Annotated in this window: 18 protein-coding genes; 7 read left to right on the forward strand and 11 right to left on the reverse strand. The window is 62.2% G+C overall.

The window, feature by feature from the left end; all coding sequences use genetic code 11:
* Window positions 1–812: FGGY-family carbohydrate kinase (locus GVN17_RS23470; protein ID WP_256665359.1), on the forward strand; the 812-nt coding region annotated here is incomplete at its 5' end.
* Here the strand turns inward: GVN17_RS23470 and GVN17_RS23475 are convergent.
* From GVN17_RS23475 to GVN17_RS23500, 6 genes are all read right to left on the reverse strand, one after another.
* Window positions 799–1,518, reverse strand: coding sequence for an SDR family oxidoreductase (locus GVN17_RS23475; RefSeq protein ID WP_166597656.1), 720 nt, complete (start codon window positions 1,516–1,518; stop codon window positions 799–801). The genes GVN17_RS23470 and GVN17_RS23475 overlap by 14 nt on opposite strands.
* Window positions 1,519–1,714: 196 nt before the next feature.
* A complete protein-coding gene (locus GVN17_RS23480) occupies window positions 1,715–2,695 on the reverse strand; it encodes a sugar-binding transcriptional regulator (RefSeq protein WP_166597657.1) in 981 nt (326 codons plus the stop codon).
* A gap of 31 nt (window positions 2,696–2,726) precedes the next feature.
* A complete protein-coding gene (locus GVN17_RS23485) occupies window positions 2,727–3,593 on the reverse strand; it encodes a carbohydrate ABC transporter permease (RefSeq protein WP_218576379.1) in 867 nt (288 codons plus the stop codon).
* Between the two features lies 1 nt (window position 3,594).
* Entirely contained in the window at window positions 3,595–4,500 is a 906-nt protein-coding gene (locus tag GVN17_RS23490) for a carbohydrate ABC transporter permease (RefSeq protein ID WP_166597658.1), read from the reverse strand.
* 179 nt (window positions 4,501–4,679) lie between these two features.
* Window positions 4,680–6,026: a sugar ABC transporter substrate-binding protein gene (locus tag GVN17_RS23495; RefSeq protein ID WP_166597659.1), complete on the reverse strand. Its 1,347-nt coding sequence runs from the start codon at window positions 6,024–6,026 to the stop codon at window positions 4,680–4,682.
* Window positions 6,027–6,093: 67 nt separating this feature from the next.
* Window positions 6,094–7,125, reverse strand: coding sequence for a zinc-binding dehydrogenase (locus GVN17_RS23500; RefSeq protein WP_166597660.1), 1,032 nt, complete (start codon window positions 7,123–7,125; stop codon window positions 6,094–6,096).
* Window positions 7,126–7,356: 231 nt separating this feature from the next.
* Here GVN17_RS23500 and GVN17_RS23505 point away from each other — a divergent pair, with 231 nt between their 5' ends.
* Both GVN17_RS23505 and GVN17_RS23510 read left to right on the forward strand, forming a co-directional pair.
* Window positions 7,357–8,511 carry an ABC transporter ATP-binding protein gene (locus GVN17_RS23505; RefSeq protein WP_166597661.1) on the forward strand — a complete coding sequence of 385 codons (1,155 nt, stop codon included), beginning with the start codon at window positions 7,357–7,359 and terminating at the stop codon, window positions 8,509–8,511.
* Between the two features lie 500 nt (window positions 8,512–9,011).
* Window positions 9,012–9,596, forward strand: a complete 585-nt coding sequence (locus GVN17_RS23510) for a cell wall hydrolase (RefSeq protein ID WP_256665364.1) — start codon at window positions 9,012–9,014, stop codon at window positions 9,594–9,596.
* Between the two features lie 196 nt (window positions 9,597–9,792).
* Here GVN17_RS23510 and GVN17_RS23515 read toward each other — a convergent pair whose 3' ends face one another.
* Window positions 9,793–10,644: a CAP domain-containing protein gene (locus tag GVN17_RS23515; RefSeq protein WP_166597663.1), complete on the reverse strand. Its 852-nt coding sequence runs from the start codon at window positions 10,642–10,644 to the stop codon at window positions 9,793–9,795.
* Window positions 10,645–10,982: 338 nt separating this feature from the next.
* Between GVN17_RS23515 and GVN17_RS23520 the strand changes: the two genes are divergently transcribed.
* Together GVN17_RS23520 and GVN17_RS23525 are read left to right on the forward strand one after the other, a co-directional pair.
* Window positions 10,983–11,639, forward strand: coding sequence for a peroxiredoxin-like family protein (locus GVN17_RS23520; RefSeq protein ID WP_166597664.1), 657 nt, complete (start codon window positions 10,983–10,985; stop codon window positions 11,637–11,639).
* A 118-nt stretch (window positions 11,640–11,757) separates the two neighbouring features.
* A complete protein-coding gene (locus tag GVN17_RS23525) occupies window positions 11,758–12,642 on the forward strand; it encodes a LysR family transcriptional regulator (protein WP_166597665.1) in 885 nt (294 codons plus the stop codon).
* Between the two features lie 159 nt (window positions 12,643–12,801).
* Here GVN17_RS23525 and GVN17_RS23530 read toward each other — a convergent pair whose 3' ends face one another.
* The 4 genes from GVN17_RS23530 to GVN17_RS23545 all read right to left on the reverse strand — a co-directional run bounded on the left by GVN17_RS23530 (window position 12,802) and on the right by GVN17_RS23545 (window position 17,588).
* Complete coding sequence (locus tag GVN17_RS23530) at window positions 12,802–13,635, reverse strand: amidohydrolase (RefSeq protein WP_166597666.1); 834 nt, start codon at window positions 13,633–13,635, stop codon at window positions 12,802–12,804.
* A 158-nt stretch (window positions 13,636–13,793) separates the two neighbouring features.
* Window positions 13,794–15,158, reverse strand: a complete 1,365-nt coding sequence (locus tag GVN17_RS23535; RefSeq protein WP_166597667.1) for a short-chain fatty acid transporter — start codon at window positions 15,156–15,158, stop codon at window positions 13,794–13,796.
* A gap of 232 nt (window positions 15,159–15,390) precedes the next feature.
* Window positions 15,391–16,581: a CaiB/BaiF CoA-transferase family protein gene (locus GVN17_RS23540; protein ID WP_166597668.1), complete on the reverse strand. Its 1,191-nt coding sequence runs from the start codon at window positions 16,579–16,581 to the stop codon at window positions 15,391–15,393.
* Window positions 16,582–16,712: 131 nt separating this feature from the next.
* Window positions 16,713–17,588, reverse strand: a complete 876-nt coding sequence (locus GVN17_RS23545) for a LysR family transcriptional regulator (RefSeq protein WP_166597669.1) — start codon at window positions 17,586–17,588, stop codon at window positions 16,713–16,715.
* 201 nt (window positions 17,589–17,789) lie between these two features.
* On the opposite strand from GVN17_RS23545, the gene GVN17_RS23550 reads away from it, so the two are divergent.
* Window positions 17,790–18,653, forward strand: coding sequence for a CoA ester lyase (locus tag GVN17_RS23550; RefSeq protein ID WP_166597670.1), 864 nt, complete (start codon window positions 17,790–17,792; stop codon window positions 18,651–18,653).
* A 60-nt stretch (window positions 18,654–18,713) separates the two neighbouring features.
* Entirely contained in the window at window positions 18,714–20,075 is a 1,362-nt protein-coding gene (locus GVN17_RS23555) for a 2-hydroxycarboxylate transporter family protein (RefSeq protein WP_218576380.1), read from the forward strand.
* The last annotated feature ends 129 nt before the right edge of the window (window positions 20,076–20,204 follow it).

Below are 20,204 nucleotides of genomic sequence, written 5' to 3' on the forward strand. Positions count from 1 at the left end.
ACGGTCAGGCGGGCGGGTTGGGGATCGGCGTTGTGAGCGCAGGCACGGCTTACCTGAATCTGGGCACGGCCATCGTTTCCGGTGTTTACGCCGAAACGCCCCGCGTCCACGACGCCTTTCGTACGTTGTGCGCCATCGATCGCCAAGGCTACGTGCTGGAAACCTCGCTGCGCTCCGGCACCTTGCTGATCAACAGCCTGCTCAAACAGTTTTTCGAGATCGACGTCGTGGCCCAGCCCGACAGCTTGATCCGTCTGGAAATCGAAGCGTCGCGAGTGGCCCCTGGCAGCGCGGGTCTGATGCTGTTGCCGTACTGGAACGGCGTGATGAACCCTTACTGGGATCAGGACGCACGGGGTTGTCTGCTAGGGTTGTCGCCGGACCACGGCCGCGCGGAGATCTACCGCGCCGTGCTGGAAGGCATCGCGCTGGAACAGGCCGTTGCCACTCAACACATGGTGCAGGCGACCGGCGAGCCGGTGAACACCTTCGTCGCCATCGGCGGCGGGGCGGCGAGCCGCTTGTGGTGCCAGATCATCGCCGACATTACCGACAGGCCGGTAATTCGCGCCACGACGCAAGAAGCATCAAGTCTGGGCGCGGGCATTGCTGCGGCTGTCGGAGCAGGTTGGTACGAAGATTTCGCCAGCGCCGCACAGGTCATGACTCAGGACGGCGAAACCTTTCTGCCCAACCCGGCGCTGCGGGAATTCCATCGCGAGCTATTGGCGCTGTACAGCGAACTCTACCCCCGCCTGCGGGATTTGTACCCGCGTCTGGCCCAGCTCGGTTCACGTTTCAACCCGCGCTGAAACCGCCGTCCACGGTCAGCGTCACGCCGTTGATCATCGCCGCGTCGTCGCTCAGTAGAAAAGCGATGGTCGATGCGATTTCGCTGGGCTGAACGAAACGCCCCAGCGGAATACGCGACAGCATCGACGCGGACTTGGCCGGGTCGCTCCAGGCTTTTTCGGCCATCGGCGTCAGCGTTACCACCGGGTTGACGCTGTTGACCCGAATCCCGTGGGGCCCCAACTCCACGGCCATCACCCGCGTCATGGCATCCAGCGCCGCTTTCGACGCGCAATAGGCGAGGTGATCGCGCGTGCCCACCGCTGCGGCCAGGCTCGACACGTTGACGATGGCCCCCGGCACGCCGCGCCTGATCAAATCGCGGGCCACGACCTGGGCGATGACCATCGGCGCCCGGGTGTTGACCGCCATCAGGTGATCGAAGGTCTCGACCGAGGTGTCGAGGACCGACTCCAGCTCCACGACCCCGGCGCAGTTCACCAGTAGGTCGATGGGCAGCATCGTCGTCACAGCAGCCTGTGTGGCGGCTGCATCAGCGAGGTCCACCACCAGCGTTTGTTCGCAGTAGGCGAGGTCATCCGGGTTGCGCCCCAAGGCAATCACCTCCGCGCCGCAGCGGGTCAGCCACTGCACGGTCTCGCGACCAATGCCTTTGCCTGCACCGGTGACCAGAATGCGTTTGCCGAGGAAATCGTGGGTGGCCATGGTGTGCGCTCTCATCAAAGATAAAGTGATTCACTGATTCATTTAAGCGGCCAAACCTGTGGGAGCGAATTCATTCTGGGCGGCATTCCGACGAAAAACCCGTTCGGTCGTCAGAGCTGTGTTGCCTGACCCACCTTCGCGAATGAATTCGCTCCTACCGTGTTTTGCCGTCTGACGAGTGAGCGCCTGCGAACGGTCAGTTGTCTTGGGCCAGCAATTCCAGGGCAGCGCTTTCGTCGATCACCAATTCATGGACCACGTTGCGCAGCAGCACGGCGCGAATGATTTCCGCCTTGTACGGACCGCCCGAGACCAGCACCACTTTTTTGATCTTGCGCAGGTCATCGGGGTCTAGCGAGATGGCGCGTCGGTTCAGCGGGTGATTGACCTCGATGCCGTCGCGGTCAAGCCAACGGCCCAGCAAATCGCCCACCGCACCGGCGGCGCGCAGGGAGCGGGCGTCTTCCGGGTTGACCAGGCCCAGTTCGAGCATCAACGAGCGTTCGCTCAAATCCCCCACGGTCAGCAATGCCAGATCAGCCTGGCGCGCCTTGCCCAACACGTCCTGCACCGAGGCTTCTTCGAGGATCATGCTGCGGTACTGCTCGGACGGCGCGAACAGCGGCGCCGCGAGGTAGTAATAGGAGCCGCCGAACAGCGTGGCCAGGCTCGACGCGATTTCCACGGTGTTGTTCGCCGAGCCGTAATGCAAACCGCCGAGCAGCGACACCACGGTCATGTTCGGCAGCGTGCGGCCTTGCAGTTCACGCACCGCCTGACGCAGCGTGCGACCCCAACCGACCGCGATGATCGAGCCGTCGACGAGGTATTCCTCGATGCTCGGCGCCACCCCGACGCCAAGCACGCGAAAGATCGTCGACGGGTCGTCAGGGGAGGGTACAACGGTCACGCGTTCCAGCCCGAACCGCTCCTGCAACTGGTCTTCCAGCGCGATGCACGACGCCAGCGGCGAGTTGATGCGGATCTGCACCACACCGGTTTCGCGGCAGGTGGCGAGGGCCTTGTTGACCCGCAGACGGGTGATGCCGAGGCGGTCGGCGATCTGCTGCTGGGTCATGTTGTTGACGTAGTAGTACCAGGCGATACGGATGTTCAGTTGGTCCTCCGCGTTCACCGGGTCGGTGTCGGGGGAGAACTCGGGATAGCGGTTCTGCACGGCAGTGTCCTTGGCGCGGGAAGCGACGCGCCTACTTTACGGCGCCCATGGTCAGACCTTGTACCAGATGCTTTGAAACCATCAACGCGAAAATGATCACCGGGAACACGATTAGCGTGCCGGTGGCCATGATCTCACCCCAGGGCAAATCGTAGCCGCTCATGAAACTGGTGGCCGTGACCGGCGCGGTGCGAGCGGCATTGCGGGTCAGCACCAGCGCATACAACAGCTCGTTCCACGAGAAGATGAACGAGAAGATTGCCGACACCGCGACCCCCGGCATCGCCAGCGGCAGCGCGATGCGCCAGAAGATCGTGAAGCGCGAGGCGCCGGACAGTCGCGCCGCTTCGTCGAGGTCCTTCGGCACGCCGCGAAACTGGTCGGTGCAGATCCACACCACGATGGGCAGGTTGAACGTCAGGTAAACCAGAATCAGCACGAGGTGGGTGTCGATCAGGCTGAGGTTGCGCGCCATGAGAAAAATCGGCAGCGCCACGACAATCGGGCTGAGCATCCGGTTGGTGATGAACCAGAACCACAGGTCTTCCTTGCCTTTGAATTCAAAGCGCGCCAAGGCGTACGCCGCCGGGGTGCCGAGGCCGACCGACAGCACCGTGGTGCACGCCGCGACGATCAAAGAGTTGCCGAGGCTGTGTAATACGTCGCGCTCGAACAGCACTTTCACGTAGTTATCCAGGTGCGGGGTGAAGGCCCAGATCGGCGGTGAAGCGAGGGCTTCGGCTTGGGTCTTCATGCTGGTGGCGACCATCCAGTAGAAGGGGAATACGGCGAACAGAAAGATCGCCAGCAGGCCCACCAAATGCCAGGCGTTGACCTTCATCTTCGGTTTGACCCGCACGGGGGCGGCCACGACTTTTGCAGCGGAAACGGTGGCCATGTCAGATCTCCCGGTAGACGAATTTGATGTACAGCCGCGCCAGCACGATGGTCAGGATCAGCAGCAGAATCGCCTGCGCCGACGCCACGCCCTGATCGAACACCCGGAAGCCGATGCGCTGGATGTAGACGCTGACCAGCTCGGTGGCCGCGCCCGGGCCGCCACGGGTCATGGTGAACACGGTGTCGAACATTTTCAGGATGTCAGCGGTGCGCAGGATCAGGATCACCGTGGCGCTGGGCAGCAAAAATGGCAGCTGCACATAGCGCACGATCTGCCAGCGGCTGCGGGTTTCGAGACGCGCGGCTTCTTCGATCTCGTTGGGCACCATGGTCAGCCCGGCGAGCAGCACCAGCGCGCAGAAGGGCGTCCATTGCCAGATGTCCATCAGCGCCACGGCGATAAAGGCGTTGGTGGTGTCGCCCAGCCATTCCACGGGGCCGACGTTGAGCATCGCCAGCAGCGCATTGGCAACACCGAAATCACGGTTGAAAATCAGCCGCCCGATCAGCCCGGCGACGGCAGGTGCTGTGGCCAACGGGATCACCAGGCTCATCCGAGCCAACAGCTTGAACCCTGAGAGGCCGGGTTTGTGCAGGAGCAGTGCGATGATCAGGCCGAGTGCCAGTTGAATCGGGACGACCGTGATCAGGAACAGCCCCGTTCGCCCCAGCGCCGCCCAGAACGACGCGTCGTTGAGGACGTTGAGGTAATTGTCAAAACCGATGAACGGCGTCGCGTCCTTGGGACGGGCGAGGTTGTACTGGCGAAAGGAATTCACCAGCGCGAACACCGTCGGGAATATCCCGATCAACGCCAGCGCCACGGTGGCGGGGGCGAGGAAGGAGAAGGCGGCACGGGTGTTGTTCCACAGGGTGGGGAACACCGGTTTTTTGTGTTTGGACATGGTATGTCTCTATCTGGTGTACACGCAGGCATCTGTAGGAGTGTGGCTTGTCCCGCGATCGACGACGCAGTCGTCGTAAATCCTGACACCTCGGTATTTCAGGTCTATCGCGCTCGCTGATTTCACGACTGCTGCGCAGCCGATCTCGGGACAAGCCACGCTCCTACAGGGTTGAAGCACTATTTCAGCAGCTTGACCTTGCCATCGTAGTAACCGGCCTTCTTCAGGATGTCCTCCATTTTGGTCCCGATCGCCTTGGCGCCGTCCGCCACGCTCGACTTGCCGAGCATGATCGCGGTGCCGTTTTCGCCCACCACTTCGGACACTTCAGGCCATTGCGGGAAACGAGGGCGATAGTCCGGCACGCCGCCTTCCCACGAGGTCACCATCGGCTGCACGAACGGGTACTTCTTCTGCACGTCCGGGTCTTTGTAGACCGACATCCGGCCACTCACGCCACCCGCTTCCAGGTACGGTTTAGCCATCGCTTCCGACGTCACCCACTGAATGAACAGCCATGCGGCGGCTTTCTGTTTGTCCTCGGATTTGGAATTGACCCCCAGAGAGAACCCGCCCAGTGCAGGCTTCAGACCGGCCGGGCCTTTGGGTTCGGTGGCCACGGCCAGGCAATCGGTGATCTTGGATTTGCTCGGGTCGGCCAGGGTGCCGTAGAACGCCGACCACTCGGTAATCATCGCCACCTTGCCTTGGGCGAGGGCGTTGACCGCTTCGTTATGGTCGTAATCGACGATGCCGGGCGGCATGAACTTCATCAGGTCCTGACGGAATTGCAGGCCTTGTTGCGACTCTTTCGAATTCAGGTTGGACTTGAAGTTGGCGTCCAGCAGCGACCCGCCGAACGGCCAGAGGAAACGCATGAAACTGTCCGCCGACTGCGTCTCGCCGCGTCGCGATTGCAGCGCGTAGGCGTAGCGATCCTTGGCCTTGTCGGTAAGCTTCGGCCCGTAGTCCTTGAGCACTTCCTCCCACGTCGCAGGCGGCTTGTCGAACCCGGCGTCCTTGAGCATGCACTTGTTGTAAAACAGCAGCCCCGAATAGTTATCAAAGGGCAGGCCATAGGTTTCATCACCCCAGCCGCCGAAGGATTTGAGAAGGATCGGGAAGAAGCCGTCGAGCTTCAAATCCGGGTCCGCCAGCTTGCTGTCCTTGGTGAAGGTGGTGATCGGTTCCAGCCAGCCGTTGCCCGCGAATTCGCCGATCCACACCACGTCGGTCAGCACCACGTCCAACTGTTCGCCGGACGTGAAACTCAGCACCTGACGCTCGCGGCTGTTTTCGTAGGGGATGGTTTCGTAGCTGACCTTGATCCCGGTTTTCTTCTCGAATTCCGGCAGCAGTTTGATGGCGGCGGCGTAACCGGGACGGTCGAGGAAAATCGCCTTGATTTCCGTGCCCTTGTAAGGGGCTGAGGCTTCTTCGAGGGTCCAGGCCTGCGCTGCGCTTGAACCCAGGGCGGACCCCAGCGCAATCGACAGGGCCAGGGCGTTCCATACCAGCTTCTTCATGACGTGACCTCTTTATTGTTGTGGATGAGGAGTACGCGTTGTGCGCAGATGCGCGTGTCTGAGTCATCTAATCCGGGTGCGGCAGCACGATGGTTTTCAAGGCGCCGTCGAGAAATTCCGAGGGGTAGCTGAACGCTTCCGACGCCTGTTGCAGATCGAAGCGATGGGTGACGAGGCAATCCACGTCCACCGCCCCCTGAGCCACCAGTTGAATCGCCCGGTCGTACACATGGCCCATGCGCCGTGACATGCGGATGTCCAGCCCCTTGCGCCGCAGCAACGACGCGCTGAGCGGGGTGTATTGATCGCCATCGGGGATGCCCACCAGCACCACGCGACCACCGATGCGCGCGGACTGCGCGGCGATCTGAAAACCTTCCGGGGAATTGGTGGCTTCCAGCACCAGATCGACGCCACGCCCCTGGGTCCATTCGGCAATCGCAGCGTGGTCGGCGGCGACCTCATCGGCGCCCAGTTGCCGGGCTTTTTCAGTGCGGTAGTTGATCGGGTCGATGGCGTAAATGGCTTTCTTGCACAGCCGTCGAGCCAGTTGCAACAGGCACAGGCCAATGGGGCCGCAGCCGATGATGGCGACGGTTTCGAAGAGTTTTTTCGTGCCTGCCAGGTCCATCGCGTGAATCGCCACGCCCAATGGCTCCAACATCACCGCCTGCACCGGGGTGAAATGGTCAGGGACGGCGTAGATCTGACTTGGCGAGACGACGATGTATTCGGTCATCGCGCCGTGGGTGTGCGGGGGAGCGCCAAGGAATTGAACGTGGGGGCAAAGATTGACGTGGCCGCGATGGCACCATTCGCATTGGCCGCAGGGTTTGGCCGGATCGACTGCCACCAGCTGGCCGGCCTTGAGTCCGAGGGCCGGTTGATCGTCGACGACGCGAGCGGCGAACTCATGCCCGGCGATGAACGGCTGCGTGATTTTGGCGTGGCCGATGGCGCCTTCCTTGAAGTAATGAAGGTCGCTGCCGCAGACGCCGACCGCGCTCACGCGCAGCAACACCTCGTCGCCCACCGGCACCGGCACGGGCTTTTCACCGATGCGGATGTCCCGGATGCCATGGATATACGCAGCCCGCATTCGGTGTGCTCCTTGACATTTGTATTTTTAGAATTACAAATGATCGTAGAGCGAAATGAATGGCTGTCAAGTTCCGGAATGAACAAGCACCTGTAGGAGTGAGCTTGCTCGCGATGGCGTTCTATCTGTCATGAATATGGAGGCAGACAGTCCGCCATCGCGAGCAAGCTCACTCCTACAATTGATCGGTGCTGCCAAGACCACAACAACAATAATTCAGGGGATACGATTTTGACTGAGCTCAGTTTGAGTGGCGTCGAGAAAGCCTATGGCGACATCAAGGTGTTGCATGACATCCACCTGAGTATCGAAAGCCGCGAGTTCGTGGTCTTCGTCGGGCCGTCCGGGTGTGGCAAATCGACCTTGCTGCGCTGCATCGCGGGCCTGGAAAGCATCACCCAGGGCCAGATTCGCATCGGCACGCGAGACGTGACCTACCTGGAACCGGCCGATCGCGGCGTGGCCATGGTGTTCCAGTCCTACGCGCTGTACCCGCACATGTCGGTCTACGACAACATCGCCTTCGGCCTGAAGATGCAAAAACTGCCCAAGGACCAGATCGAAGCCAAAGTGCGCAACGCCGCCCGTATCCTTCAGCTCGAACCTTTGCTCGACCGCAAACCCAAGGCGCTCTCCGGCGGGCAACGGCAGCGGGTGGCCATCGGGCGCGCCATCGTCCATGAGCCGGAGGTGTTCCTGTTCGACGAACCGCTCTCCAACCTCGACGCTTCGCTGCGGGTGCAGATGCGCATCGAGATCGCCAAACTCCACGCCGACCTGCAGGCGACCATGGTCTACGTCACCCACGATCAGGTCGAAGCCATGACCCTGGCCGACAAAATCGTGGTGCTGAACAAGGGCGGCATCGAGCAGGTCGGTTCGCCGCTGGAGCTGTACCACCACCCGCGCAACCGCTTCGTCGCGGGGTTCATCGGCTCTCCGCAGATGAGCTTTCTCCTGGTCTCGGCAGCAGCGGTCAGCGCCGACGGCGTGCAGGTGAATTTGCCAGGCGGCGGGACATTATGGGTGCCGGTCAACGGCGAGGGCGTCAAACCCGGCGACCCGCTGACGCTGGGGTTGCGGCCGGAACACCTGTCCGAACAAGGATCAGGCGAAGCGCAGATCCCTGCGCTCGCCAGGGTCGTCGAACACCTCGGCGGCGAAACCTTCACCCACGCCGAAACCGACGACGGCAGCGACCTCATGATCAAGGGCGACGGTTTGTCCTCGGTCAAAGCCGGACAGGCGTTGTCGATTGGGGTGTCGGGTGCGCGGTGTCATTTGTTCGATGAACAGGGGCAGGCATTGGCTCATCGGCGGCATTACACGGAATTGGCAGCCGAAGCGAATGCTCAAGCGTCCGGCGCGGCGGCGGTGGCGAGGTAGGCCTACCGCATCCGCGACGGTCGCACAGCTCCAGCAGCTCCCACAGGTTAGGTGCCGGTCGGAACTTCCCGGCAGACCCCATCACCTGTAGGAGACGCCGGAGGTTGCGACGCCAGCGATGGTCAGTGTGGCCTCAGATCGGCCATCGGTGCGAGCCACCACAGCCGCATGAAAAACGTGTGTGTCCTGATCATGTTTCGTGCGCTTCGCAAAGGTCTGCAAACAGGTCAATACCCCCGGCTCACGGCGCCTATTGCGTAAAGTTAAAATGCCACTATGCTGCTGTTTCGGCGAGCTATGCTGAAGGTTGCTGTTGTACCCCGGCGTCTCTACCCCCTAACAATCCATAACCAGTCGACGACAGCTTGCGACGTTCCGATTCACCCGACGGGCGCCCTTGGAAACGGCCATCGACGGTGACGCGGGTGCAGGACCGATCGGCCTCAGCAGAAGGTTCGACGATGCGCCTCTTTTCCCTTTCGATCTGTCTCACCGCGATCATGTTCGCCGGCCAGACCGTGGCCGCTGAAGCCACGCCCGAGCCTCAGGCGGTGGTTAGTAAAGCTCAGGTTCTTGAAGAAAAAGCCGCCGAGAAAGACGGCCCCACCCCGGCGGTGCCCAGCAGTCAGATCATCACCAAATCCGAAGCCCAGGCCGTGGACCCGGCGGGCGTGGCGTCGGTGGACGACGCGCTGGTCTGCCTGTCGCGGACCATCTATTGGGAAGCCAAGGGCGGCACGGATGCTGATATGGAAGGCGTGGCTGACGTGGTGCTCAATCGCCTCGGTCATGAGGGTTATCCAGACACCATTTGCGGCGTGGTGAAGCAGGGCGTCGAGAAAAAGGCCTGCCAGTTTTCCTGGTGGTGTGATGGGCGTTCTGATCAGGTAAAAGAAGACGACCGCTACGCCGCCTCCAAGGAAATCGCCCGCAAGGCCCTGAACCAGCAGCTCACCGACCGCACCAAAGGCGCCATGTATTTCCACGACCGCAACGTCAAACCGGCGTGGGCGTCGGAATACCTGCGCACCGCCGAGACCGGGAAGTTTCTGTTCTACAAGCCGAGGGATGGCAAGGCGAAGTGAAATGAGCGCGTCATAACGGACGGCACTGTTGGGAGGCAGGATCTTCCGAATGTCTTCGATAGATGCACGACCTGTGGGAGCTTCCGGAGGTTACGACGGTGGCGAATGCGATCTGCCTGACCCACCGCTATCGTCCGATCGCGGCCCGTGCCGTCGTAACCTCCGGCGTCTTCCACAGGGGCCAGTGTGTCTTCACTTACTGTTGCACCCCAAACATCGCTGTCCAGTAAATCCCGGCGTCGCTCTTCGGGTCCACTGCGTACGAGGCGCCGAGTTCGCGGAAGGCGGGGTTCATGATGTTAGCGCAGTGCCCGGGGCTGGCCAGCCAGCCTTCGACCACTTTGCGGGCGCTGTCCTGGCCGGCAGCGATGTTCTCGCCAATCGCCTGCCCGATGTAACCCGCCAACTCCGCCCGGTCACCCGGTGTGCCACCGTTACGGCCTTTGTGGTCGAAATAATTGTTGTTGGCCATGGAGCGCGTGTGACCTTCGGCGGCCGTTGCGAGGGTGTCGTTCCAGGTCAGCGGCGAAGCAGGGCCGTAAGGTTGGCCGCCACACTGGTGAGGCACGCTGCGGGCGGCGTTGATCAGGCCGAGCATTTTTTGCCCTTCCGCCTGTGAATTGCCCAGGCCACCGGCCAGCAAAGGACGGGCCAGCACGACGCGCCAGTCGCGGTCATTGCGGCTCACGCCCACGTCGACGAACTGCGGGTTGAGCACCACCTGACAGAAACTCTCCTGAATCGCTTTCATCGCCGACTGCGCGTCCCGGGGGCCGGAAAGGCTGATCGCCTGCACGGAGACCATCGGGTACGAGGCCCGGGCCAGCATCGGTTGCAGGTCCACGGCGCCACTGGCCGGTAGGTTCAGGCGCGGGTCGGTGTTCAGTGGCGGCAGCTCCTGAGACACGACATTGGCGCAGGGCTGGGCCTCGCTGCGGTAGGTGTTGATGGACTGGATCAATTGCGTTTCTTCGCTGGCCAGCGCCGTCCCGGTCAACATCAGCAGGCCTGAAATGGCCGCAAGACGCGTGAAAGTTGTGAAGCGCATGAAGATCTCCCTTGAGCTGACTGCGGCCATGATGCGCGATTTTGCCTGTTTCGAAATAGTCTGAGCCGAAGAATCCACGGAGGTTGCAGTGCCGTGACAGGTTTTTGCAATGGCAAAAGGGAAAAACTGTCGGGTGGGGCAACACCGAGGACCCCAAGCGCTGCAAGTGTGGACCCCCGTCAGCCGCAGGAATCGACCACGTTCAACACCGTGGGCCGTACACTGACGGCCCATTCCTGGACGGCATAGTTGTTATCGCCACGCCCTGTCTACTGGGCCTCGGCGCGACTTGAGAGGATGAGCTCACCCAATGTTCATCACTCACAAGGACTACCGCCATGACCCTGCAAGCCACCCTCGACGCCTTCAAAGCTGATTTCGTCGCCGGTAAACCGCCTTACAACGCGCCGCCTCAGGTGCACGTCATCATGAAGCGCGCCACCGATGAACTGATCGCCTCTGGTCAGGCCGATCGCACGCTGAAGGTTGGCGACAAGGCCCCGGTCTTCACCCTCAACGATCCTGACGGCAACCCGGTGTCCTCCACCGAGCTGCTCGCCAAGGGGCCGCTGGTGATCAGTTTTTATCGTGGCGTCTGGTGCCCTTACTGCAACATGGAGTTGCAAGCCCTCGAAGCGACGCTGCCGGAGTACCAGGCGCTGGGCGCAAGCCTAGTGGCGATCTCGCCGCAAATCAGAGCCAACAGCCGCAAATCGGTGCGCCAGAACCACCTGACGTTCCCGATCCTCAGCGACGAGAAAAGCCAGGTCGCGGACGCTTTCGGCCTGCGTTTCGCGCTGCCGGACTACCTGGTCGACCTCTACAAAGGCTTCGGCAATGACCTGCCGGCCTTCAACGATGACCCGGCCTGGGTGCTGCCGATGCCTGCGCGCTTCGTCATCGGTCAGGACGGGCTGATCAAATACGCCGAGGTCAACCCGGATTACACCCAGCGTCCTGAACCGACCGATTTGTTGCCTGCCTTGCGCGGCTGATTCATCGGCGCATAGCGAGCCGTCACCCTGTGTGGGGGCTTTTTGCGTTCACAGGTTTTGCAGCCCGTCGAATGATCGGCGATGCTGCGCGCACTGCTTCGACTGACAAGGAACCCCGATGGACCGTCTCGCCGCGATGGAAACCTTTATCTGCGCCGTGGAAACCGGCTCGTTCTCGGCGGCGGCCAAGCGGCTGGGCGTTGGTCAGCCTGCCGTCTCCAAGTCCATCGCTTCGCTGGAAGAGGCCCTCGGCACGCGCCTGTTATTGCGCACCACCCGCGGCCTGACGCCCACCGAAGCGGGACAGACCTATTACGAGGCCGCGCGGCGCACGGTGGATCAGGCCAACGAAGCCGACGCCGCCGTGCAGGGAGCGGGCGCCGGGTTCAGCGGGCGGTTGCGGGTCAGCGCGGCAGTGACCTTTGCCAGCCTGCACGTGGTGCCGTACCTCGGCCCGCTGCTCAAACAGCATCCTCAACTGAACATCGAAGTCGTGCTGGATGACCGCAGCGTCGATCTGGTCGAAGAGGGGATCGACGTGTCGTTGCGCATGGGCGCGCTGGAAGACTCGTCGATGACGGCGAGGAAGATTGCCGAAGGGCGTCGCCGGATCATCGCCACCCCCGCGTACTTCGAATCCCACGGTGTGCCAAAACATCCGCGAGACCTGGTCAGCCATCAAGGTGTGATCTACAACCGCAGCGGGGGCGGCGATACCTGGGCCATGTGCAAGGGCGACGAAGTGCTCAGCGCCTCGGTGGCCGGTCGTCTAAGGGTGTCGGCAGCGGAAGGGGTGAGGGCGGCGGTCAAGGCCAACCTTGGCCTGGTCATGGCCTCGGAATGGATGTTCGCTCCGGAGCTGGCCAGCGGCGAAGTGGTGACCGTGCTCGACGACTGGACGTTGCCCTCCATCGACCTGTGGGCCGTCTTCCCGGCCGGGCGCATGACCAGCGTCAAGGCCCGGGCGTTCGTCGATTACGTGGCGGCATTGCTGGCGCATTGAAAAAACGTCAGGCGCCTCGCTCGACCTGTGGGAACGAATCGATTCGCGATGTGGAGGCCGATCCAACACTGACGGATCGGATGTGCCGACTTCGCGTCGAGTGCCGCCCAGAATGAACTCACCTACACAGTCGAGCGCCACTGATGTGGCGTCTGTCTCTCACTCATCAAACCCATAAAGCTGCGCCGGGTTGTCCACCAGAATGGCTTGTCGCGCAGCGTCGCGGTCGGTCCAGTCCAGCAACAGGTCCAGCAGATCGGCGTCATCGGGTTTGTGGGCTTCGGTGACGTGGGGCCAGTCGCTGCCCCAGACCATGCGTTGCGGTGCCAGTGTGGCCAAGTCCTGGGCCAGCGAGCGCACATCGGCGTAACGAGGTCCGCCCTGCGCGGTATTCAGGTAGGGACCGCTAAGCTTGACCCAGGCCTTGTCGGCGTCGATCAGCCGCGCGATGAACCGAAAGGCGGGGTGGCTGGCGTTGGAACCCACGGGCATCCGCCCCATGTGATCGAAGACGATCTGTACCGGCAGGTTCGCCAGCAGCGTTTGCTGTTCAAGAATCTGCTCCGCCCCCATATGGATCTGCAGGTGCCAGCCGAACTCGGCGACGCGCTCGGCCAAAGGTTTGATCATCTCGACGCTGACCACCTGATTGCCCGCATTCCACAGGCTGAAGCGCAGGCCGCGAATACCGCCCTCATGCAGCGTGATCAGCTCTTTGTCGGTGACGCGGGTGTCGACCACCGCAATGCCACGCGCTTGCCCGCGCATGCGTGCGATGGCGTCCAGAGTGCAGCGGTTATCGGTGGCGTAATACTTCGGTTGCACGATCACCGCACGACGCAGGCCGAGGGATTCGCGAACCTTGTGGTAGTCGGTGATCGATTGCCCGTGGGCAGGCGGCATCGATGGGTCAGCCGGGGCGAAGCGCGGGTCGATGATATGGATGTGCGCGTCGCAGCTGTTGGCGGGTGGTTTCAGGTCAGCAGTTTTCATACATTCCTGGCTCTTCAGGCTCGCTTTCAGGGTATACACCCATTTCTGTAGGAGCGAATTCATTCGCGATGCGGCGTGACAGGCGATGAATTGCGATTGACTGCACCGGCGTCTCGCGAATGAATTCGCTCCTACAGGGGGGCGCGTGTCGTGCAGTCTTACACCAGCAATAACAACGCCGCGCCGTACGCCACCATCGCCACCAGAAAGGTGACAAAGGTAAAGCCCAGCACCCGCTGCACGCCGACACCCGCCATGGCCACGACCGGCGCGGCCCAGAATGGCTGCATCATGTTCGACACCTGTTCGCCCATGGCCACTGCCATGGTGGTGGCGGCCAGCGAGGCGTGCAACTCGACCGCCGCCGGAATCGCGAACGGCCCTTGCACCGCCCAGTGTCCGCCGCCGCTGGGAATCAGGAAGGTGACCAACAGCGAACACACGTAGCTCCAGAACGGCAGAGTGTGGGTGGTGGAAATCGCCACGAACAACTTGGCGATCACCCCCGGCAGACCGGTGGCCTCCATCATGCCCATGATCCCGCCGTAAAGCGGGTATTGCAGGATCATCGAGCCGCTCTGTCTGGCCGCACCCTTGACCGCGTTGGCGTAAGCCAGCGGGTAGCCGTGCAGGATGATGCCGAGGGTGAACATGATCGCGATCACGCCGTTGACCCCGGACAATTGCAGATGCCCGGTGAACGAATACGCGACGATGGCAATGCCCAGCGCGCCCATGATCACGCTGCCCAGCGGCGAATATTCGAGGAATTGCGCGAAGCTGCGTTTGCCTTCGGGACGTTTGGCGGGTTCCGGGTCCGGGTGTTGGGTGATGTCCAGGCACACCGCGTCTTCATCCTTGGGGCGCAGGGCCGCGAGGACGAACGGCATGATCACCAGCAACCCCAGGGTCGGCACCATGTTGTACGGCACGAACACCATGTCTCCCAGGCTCAGGACATGGCCGGTGAGTTTTTCCACGACGTTCATCGGGTTGCCCGGTGTGGTCTGGGCCAGCACGATGGAGCTGGACAGGCCACCTGCCCAGACCACCCAACCCGAGAATCCCGCCGCGACCAGCCACGCAAAATCCACACGCATGCGTTTGGCGATTTCCCGGGCGAGCAGGGCGCTGAGGACCAATCCGAAGCCCCAGTTGAAAAACGAGGTGATCGCCACGCACAGGAAAATCATCGCACCGGCTTGCGCAGGAGTGCGTGCGAAGGCAACGAGGCGAGTGAAAAAACGCTGCACGATGGGCGCGTGAGCCAGCGCGTGGCCGAGCACCAGCACCAGCGTGATCTGCAGCGCGAACGTGAAGATGTTGCAAAAGCCCTTGTACCAGCCGCCCAACAGCGCATCTACAGAGGCGTTCGGGGCCACCAGCAACGAAACGACGGCCACGATGAACGTGATGAAAATCGCCAGCACGAACGGGTCGGGAATGGTCCGTTCGAACAGACTGATCGTGCTGTCGGTGAAACGGGTGCGCAGGCTGCGCGGGGCAGTGATCGCCGTGTTCATGTGCGAGTGCCTCCGTGCAGACGGAGGGGTTGCGTGGTGCTGGTCATGGGGTGATCCCTTTTATTGTGTTTGTGGGAAATCTTTGGTGCTGTGAAGACACACGTCCTGTAGGAGTGAGCTTGCTCGCGATGGCGTCAACCCGGATGTTCCGGTGTCTGGCAGTAGATCCATCGCGAGCAGGCTCACTCCTACAAAGGGGCGCGCGAACATTAGGTCGTGCAAGTGTCCAGAATCATTGCAAGGCGCCGCTCGCCCGCAACTGGGCAATCTGCTCATCGGTAAACCCATGCTCGGCCATCACGCGATCCGAGTCCGCGCCGAATACCGGTGCCGCGAAGGGTTCGGCGCCGGGCGTGCGGCTGAAGGTCACGGCGCGGGTGAAGCCTTGATAGCGTCCCACGACAGGGTGCTCGAACTCGGTGATCAGCGATTCCGCTTCGCACTGCGGGTGGTCGAACATGTCCTCGACCCGACGCGCAGCGGCGCACGGCACGGCCTCGCCGAAAAGCGTTTCCCATTCCAGCGCGCTGTGCTGCTGAAGGGCTTCGTGCAATTGCGGGACGATGATCGCGTGATGAATCGCCCGGTTGCGCACGGTGCTGAAACGCTCGTCGTTCGCCAGATGCCCCAGCCCGGTCAACTCGCACAAGGCGGTCCAGAAATGCGGCGTGTTGGCCGACAGGTACAAATAGCCTTCGCGAGTCGGGTGAATGCCGGTGATGCCGCCGGAGCGCATGTCGCGGTCCAGTGAGCGGGGTTCGCTGTCTGCCCAGATCAGCCGAGCGGACTGCATCGCCAGCGCGCTGCGCAACAGCGACACGCCCACCGACTGGCCCAGTCCGGTGCGTTCGCGTTCGAACAATGCTGAGGACACACCGCCTGCCACCAGCGACGCGGCGTAGTAATCGACCACTGAACCGTAAAGAATTTCAGGCGGGCCGTCGGGCTTGCTCTGGGCCGCGCACATGCCGGTCATGGTTTGCAGCACCTGATCGTAACCGGCCTTGGCTTTGAGCGGACCTTCTTCGCCATAACCCGTCACCGCGCAATAAATCAGTCGCGGGTTGACCGCTTTCAACTGCTCGTAGTCAATGCCGAGCCGCGTCGGGACGCCGGGACGGAAGTTGTGCACCAGCACATCGGCCTCACGCACCAGGGTCAACAATGCATCCAGACCACCGGGGGATTTGAGGTCCAGGACCACGCCGGATTTGCTGCGGTTGACGCCCAGAAAGGCGCGGCTTTCAGACGCCAGCGTGGACGGGTATTTGCGCAGGTTGTCGCCAGTAGGCGGCTCGATCTTGATCACCGTCGCGCCTTGGTCGGCCAGCAGCGAGCAGCCATACGGGCCGGCAATGTAAGCGCTGAGGTCGAGGACAGTGATCCCGGCGAGCGGGCCGGTGGAGGGGCGAGGGTGCGACATGGGTTTCTCCGATCTTGTTATCGCTGGACGGGCAACGCAGGCTCCGATGCAGCACATGGGAGCCATTCTGGTCAGCACAATGGAGAAATAAAATGCGTTTTAGCTAGCTTTAGAATCCATAAAAAATGGATTTATTGCGCGCTCAGTTGCTCGAACAACACCTTGCAGAACACCTCGATCAAACGCTCTTTAGCCGAATTGCGTTTCCACAACAGACCAATCGGTCGGTACAGCCCGGCGCCGGGCAACGGGATCTGTGCCAGTTCACCCAACTGCGCGTGCATCGGTCGCCACTGCGGCACGAGGGATACGCCGAGGTTGCCTTTGACCATCGCGGCGATGGCGTCCAGCGCGTCCATTTCGAAGCGCTCCTGGGGCTGAATGCCTGCCTGCAACAAGTAGCGGTCCGCCAACACGCCGCCCCAGGAGCGGCGGTGGTAACGAATGAACGGCTGACTGCGCAATACGCTGTGCGGGTGCTCGTCGGCGAGATGACGGGGAGCAAGCACCACAAACGGCTCGTCGCGCACCGGGCGCCAGACGAACTCTTTCGGCAGCTCGAATTGCGGCGCAACCATCATCGCGATGTCGGTTTCGCCGGACAGCACCTTGCGGTACAGGTCGGTGGAAAACGCCGGCTCCACGTGGGGGCGCAGGTGTTCGTAATTGGCGATCAGCGTCGCCAGTACGTCGGGTACGAGATAGGCCAGGGCGGTGGTGATGCAGCCGATGCGCAGCTCGCCGGCGACGGCGTCCAGCGCGGCGATGGCGCGCAGATCGCGAGCGCGCACCAGCAATTCACGGGCGGGGCCCAACAGCGCGGAACCGGCGGCCGTCAGTTGCATGTTGCGTCCGGTGCGGCTGAGCAGCGGCTGGCCGATTTCGTGCTCCAGCGCCTTGATCCGTTGCGCCACGGCGGTGGGGGTCAGGTTGAGTTTGCGCGCGGCAGCGGCGGTGGAGCCGAGTTGGGCGACTTGAAGGAAGCTGTCGAGGTAGCGCGTGTCCATAGTCTAAAAATTCTGGATTCTAAACGTAGAAATACGCACTTTAGTTAGCTTTTGCGCTTTTGCAATATGGACCCGGCTTTCAATAGCGCCGGGGCCATGCACCTGGCTTCCAAGAACAATGCCGGGTATGGGCGTGGTCCTGTCATCCGGCGCGACGTTGCGACGCCTTTCAGGCCGCCGTCGTCATCGAGTGAATCGCCCATGCGCAGCAAACTGTTTGTCCCCGGTTCCCGTCCCGAACTCTTCGAAAAAGCCCTGTCCTCTCGCGCCGACGGCGTCAGCTTTGATCTGGAAGACGCGGTCGCCGAAAGCGCAAAGTCCGAGGCCCGCGCGCAATTGGCGGGGTTTCTGGCGCATCTGCCGACGACCGGGAAAACCATCGTCGTCCGGGTGAACGGTCAGGATTCGGCCCATTACGCCGCCGACCTTGAAGCACTGGTCGGCACCCGGCTGGACATCATCAACCTGCCGAAAGTCGAAAGCCCCGAGCAGATTTTGCAACTGGTGGCTGACCTTGAGCGGCTGGAGCGTCAGCACCCGTCAGCGGCTAACATCCGCATCCTCGCCAACATCGAATCCCCCCGTGGCTTGCGTCTGGCCGCCGAGATTGCCAGTGCTCACCCCAGGGTCATGGGCCTGCAACTGGGCTTCGCCGACCTGTTGGAGCCGTTGGGCATCGACCGTCGCGACACCGCCGTCATCCGGCAGCTTCAACTGAGCGTTCGGATGGCGGCGGGGGAAGCAAACGTCGCCGCCTACGACGCGGCGTTCGCGGCCATCAAAGATCCCGACGGCTATCAAGAAGAGGCCCGTTACGCCCGACGGCTGGGTTTCACCGGCAAGTCGTGCATTCACCCGACGCAGATCGACCTGGCGAACGAAGCGTTCCTGCCGTCCGCCGAAGAGATCGACCGCGCCCAGCGTTTTGTGACAGCCGCCGACAAAGCGGATGCGGCAGGCGTCGGGGCTTACACGGTTGACGGGCAAATGGTGGATGCGCCGTTCGTGATCCGCGCACGGCAAGTGCTGGAACAGGCGCGCCAGGCCGGGCTGCTGACCCACTGACGGCGCTGCACACCTCCGGCAACACCGCTCTACAACAATAAAAGAAGACGAGGTTTCCCCATGCATAACGCCGAATCGCTGGCACGGCCCGCCGTGGCCGGGTCCGAGCCACGCCGCAATGCGCTGTTCTGGCGCCTGATGGACATCCGCATCAGCTTCATTCCATTGCCGGTCTACTTGCTGCTGTTGGGGCTGGTGGCCGGGTTGCTGCTGACCAAGGAAATCAAGGCCGACCTGCCGACCATGATCGCGATCATCGGCCTGGGCGGCGCCACCTGTGGCGAGATGGGCAAGCGCCTGCCGTTCTTCGGCAAGATCGGCGGCGCGGCGATTGTCTCGGCGTTCCTGCCGTCCTACATCGTCAGCCTCGGCTGGGTGCCCCAGGACATCATCACGCCGGTCACGACCTTCACCAAGTCGAGCAACTTCATTTATCTGTTCGTCTCGGCGGTGGTGGTCGGCAGCATTTTCACCATGGACCGCAACCTGATCATCAAAGGCTTCGCCAAGATTTTCGTGCCGCTGCTGGTGGGCTCGGTGCTGGCGCTGCTCGCGGGGATCGCCGTGGGCATGCTGTGCGGGCTGGAACTGCGTCAGGTGTTGTTCTTCGTCATCGTGCCGGTGATGGGTGGCGGGCTGGGCGAGGGCGCGATTCCGCTGTCGGTGGGGTATGGCGAAATCCTTGGCATGGATTCCGGCAAGATACTGGCGCAATTCCTGCCGATCATTCTGCTGGGCAACCTCGTGGCGATCATGGCGTGCGGCGCGCTCGATCTGGTGGGCAAACGCTTTCCGCACCTGACCGGTAACGGGCGGTTGCAGATGATCGAACTGCCTCAGGACGCCACCGCACCGGGCGTGGAAAAGGAAACGCGCTTCGACAGCGACACGGTCAATCAGGTCATCGCGGCGGGCATGTGCGCGATCACGCTGTACCTGGCCGGTGTGCTGCTGCATGCGCTGTTCGGCCTGCCGGGGCCGGTGTGCATGCTGTTCATCGCGGTGCTGCTGAAACTCTGCAACGCCGTGCCGCAACGGCTGGAAGCCGGGGCGCAGGTGCTGTTCAAGTTCTTCACCACCTGTGTGACGTACCCGCTGCTCTTCGCCAATTCCATCGCCGTGACTCACTGGAGCGAACTGACGGCGGCGTTCCACATCGGCAACGTGCTGACCATCACCACCACCGTGTTGACGCTGGTGCTGACAGGGTTGGTGATCGCCCGGAAAATGGGGATGTTTCCCATCGAGACCGCCATCGTCAACGGCTGCCACAGCGGCCTGGGCGGCACCGGCGACATCGCCATTCTGACGGCCGCGAACCGCATGCAACTTCTGCCGTTCGCACAGATATCCACCCGCATCGGCGGGGCGATCACCGTGATGGGTGCGTTGCTGATACTGGCGAATTTGCCGCCGGTGTAGCGTCCAGCGTTAGGACAGAAGGACATTCGGACAGCCAGCGAGGTCCCCTGTGGGAGCGGATTCATGCGCGAAACGATCTTTCAGGCGACAGAGCAGTGTCGAGTGCAACGCCAATTCGCGAATGAACTC

It is taken from the genome of Pseudomonas sp. SLFW (assembly GCF_009905615.1).
Taxonomy (GTDB): Bacteria; Pseudomonadota; Gammaproteobacteria; order Pseudomonadales; family Pseudomonadaceae; genus Aquipseudomonas; species Aquipseudomonas bambusae.

Excerpts from the sequence above, each read along its gene's own strand:
- GVN17_RS23475 (WP_166597656.1), bottom strand. The coding sequence starts at position 1,518 with ATGGCCACCCACGATTTCCTCGGCAAACGCATTCTGGTCACCGGTGCA.
- GVN17_RS23485 (WP_218576379.1), bottom strand. The coding sequence starts at position 3,593 with ATGGCCACCGTTTCCGCTGCAAAAGTCGTGGCCGCCCCCGTGCGGGTC.
- GVN17_RS23490 (WP_166597658.1), bottom strand. The coding sequence starts at position 4,500 with ATGTCCAAACACAAAAAACCGGTGTTCCCCACCCTGTGGAACAACACC.
- GVN17_RS23495 (WP_166597659.1), bottom strand. The coding sequence starts at position 6,026 with ATGAAGAAGCTGGTATGGAACGCCCTGGCCCTGTCGATTGCGCTGGGG.
- GVN17_RS23500 (WP_166597660.1), bottom strand. The coding sequence starts at position 7,125 with ATGCGGGCTGCGTATATCCATGGCATCCGGGACATCCGCATCGGTGAA.
- GVN17_RS23510 (WP_256665364.1), top strand. The coding sequence starts at position 9,012 with ATGTTCGCCGGCCAGACCGTGGCCGCTGAAGCCACGCCCGAGCCTCAG.
- GVN17_RS23515 (WP_166597663.1), bottom strand. The coding sequence starts at position 10,644 with ATGCGCTTCACAACTTTCACGCGTCTTGCGGCCATTTCAGGCCTGCTG.
- GVN17_RS23520 (WP_166597664.1), top strand. The coding sequence starts at position 10,983 with ATGACCCTGCAAGCCACCCTCGACGCCTTCAAAGCTGATTTCGTCGCC.
- GVN17_RS23525 (WP_166597665.1), top strand. The coding sequence starts at position 11,758 with ATGGACCGTCTCGCCGCGATGGAAACCTTTATCTGCGCCGTGGAAACC.
- GVN17_RS23530 (WP_166597666.1), bottom strand. The coding sequence starts at position 13,635 with ATGAAAACTGCTGACCTGAAACCACCCGCCAACAGCTGCGACGCGCAC.
- GVN17_RS23535 (WP_166597667.1), bottom strand. The coding sequence starts at position 15,158 with ATGAACACGGCGATCACTGCCCCGCGCAGCCTGCGCACCCGTTTCACC.
- GVN17_RS23540 (WP_166597668.1), bottom strand. The coding sequence starts at position 16,581 with ATGTCGCACCCTCGCCCCTCCACCGGCCCGCTCGCCGGGATCACTGTC.
- GVN17_RS23545 (WP_166597669.1), bottom strand. The coding sequence starts at position 17,588 with ATGGACACGCGCTACCTCGACAGCTTCCTTCAAGTCGCCCAACTCGGC.
- GVN17_RS23550 (WP_166597670.1), top strand. The coding sequence starts at position 17,790 with ATGCGCAGCAAACTGTTTGTCCCCGGTTCCCGTCCCGAACTCTTCGAA.
- GVN17_RS23555 (WP_218576380.1), top strand. The coding sequence starts at position 18,714 with ATGCATAACGCCGAATCGCTGGCACGGCCCGCCGTGGCCGGGTCCGAG.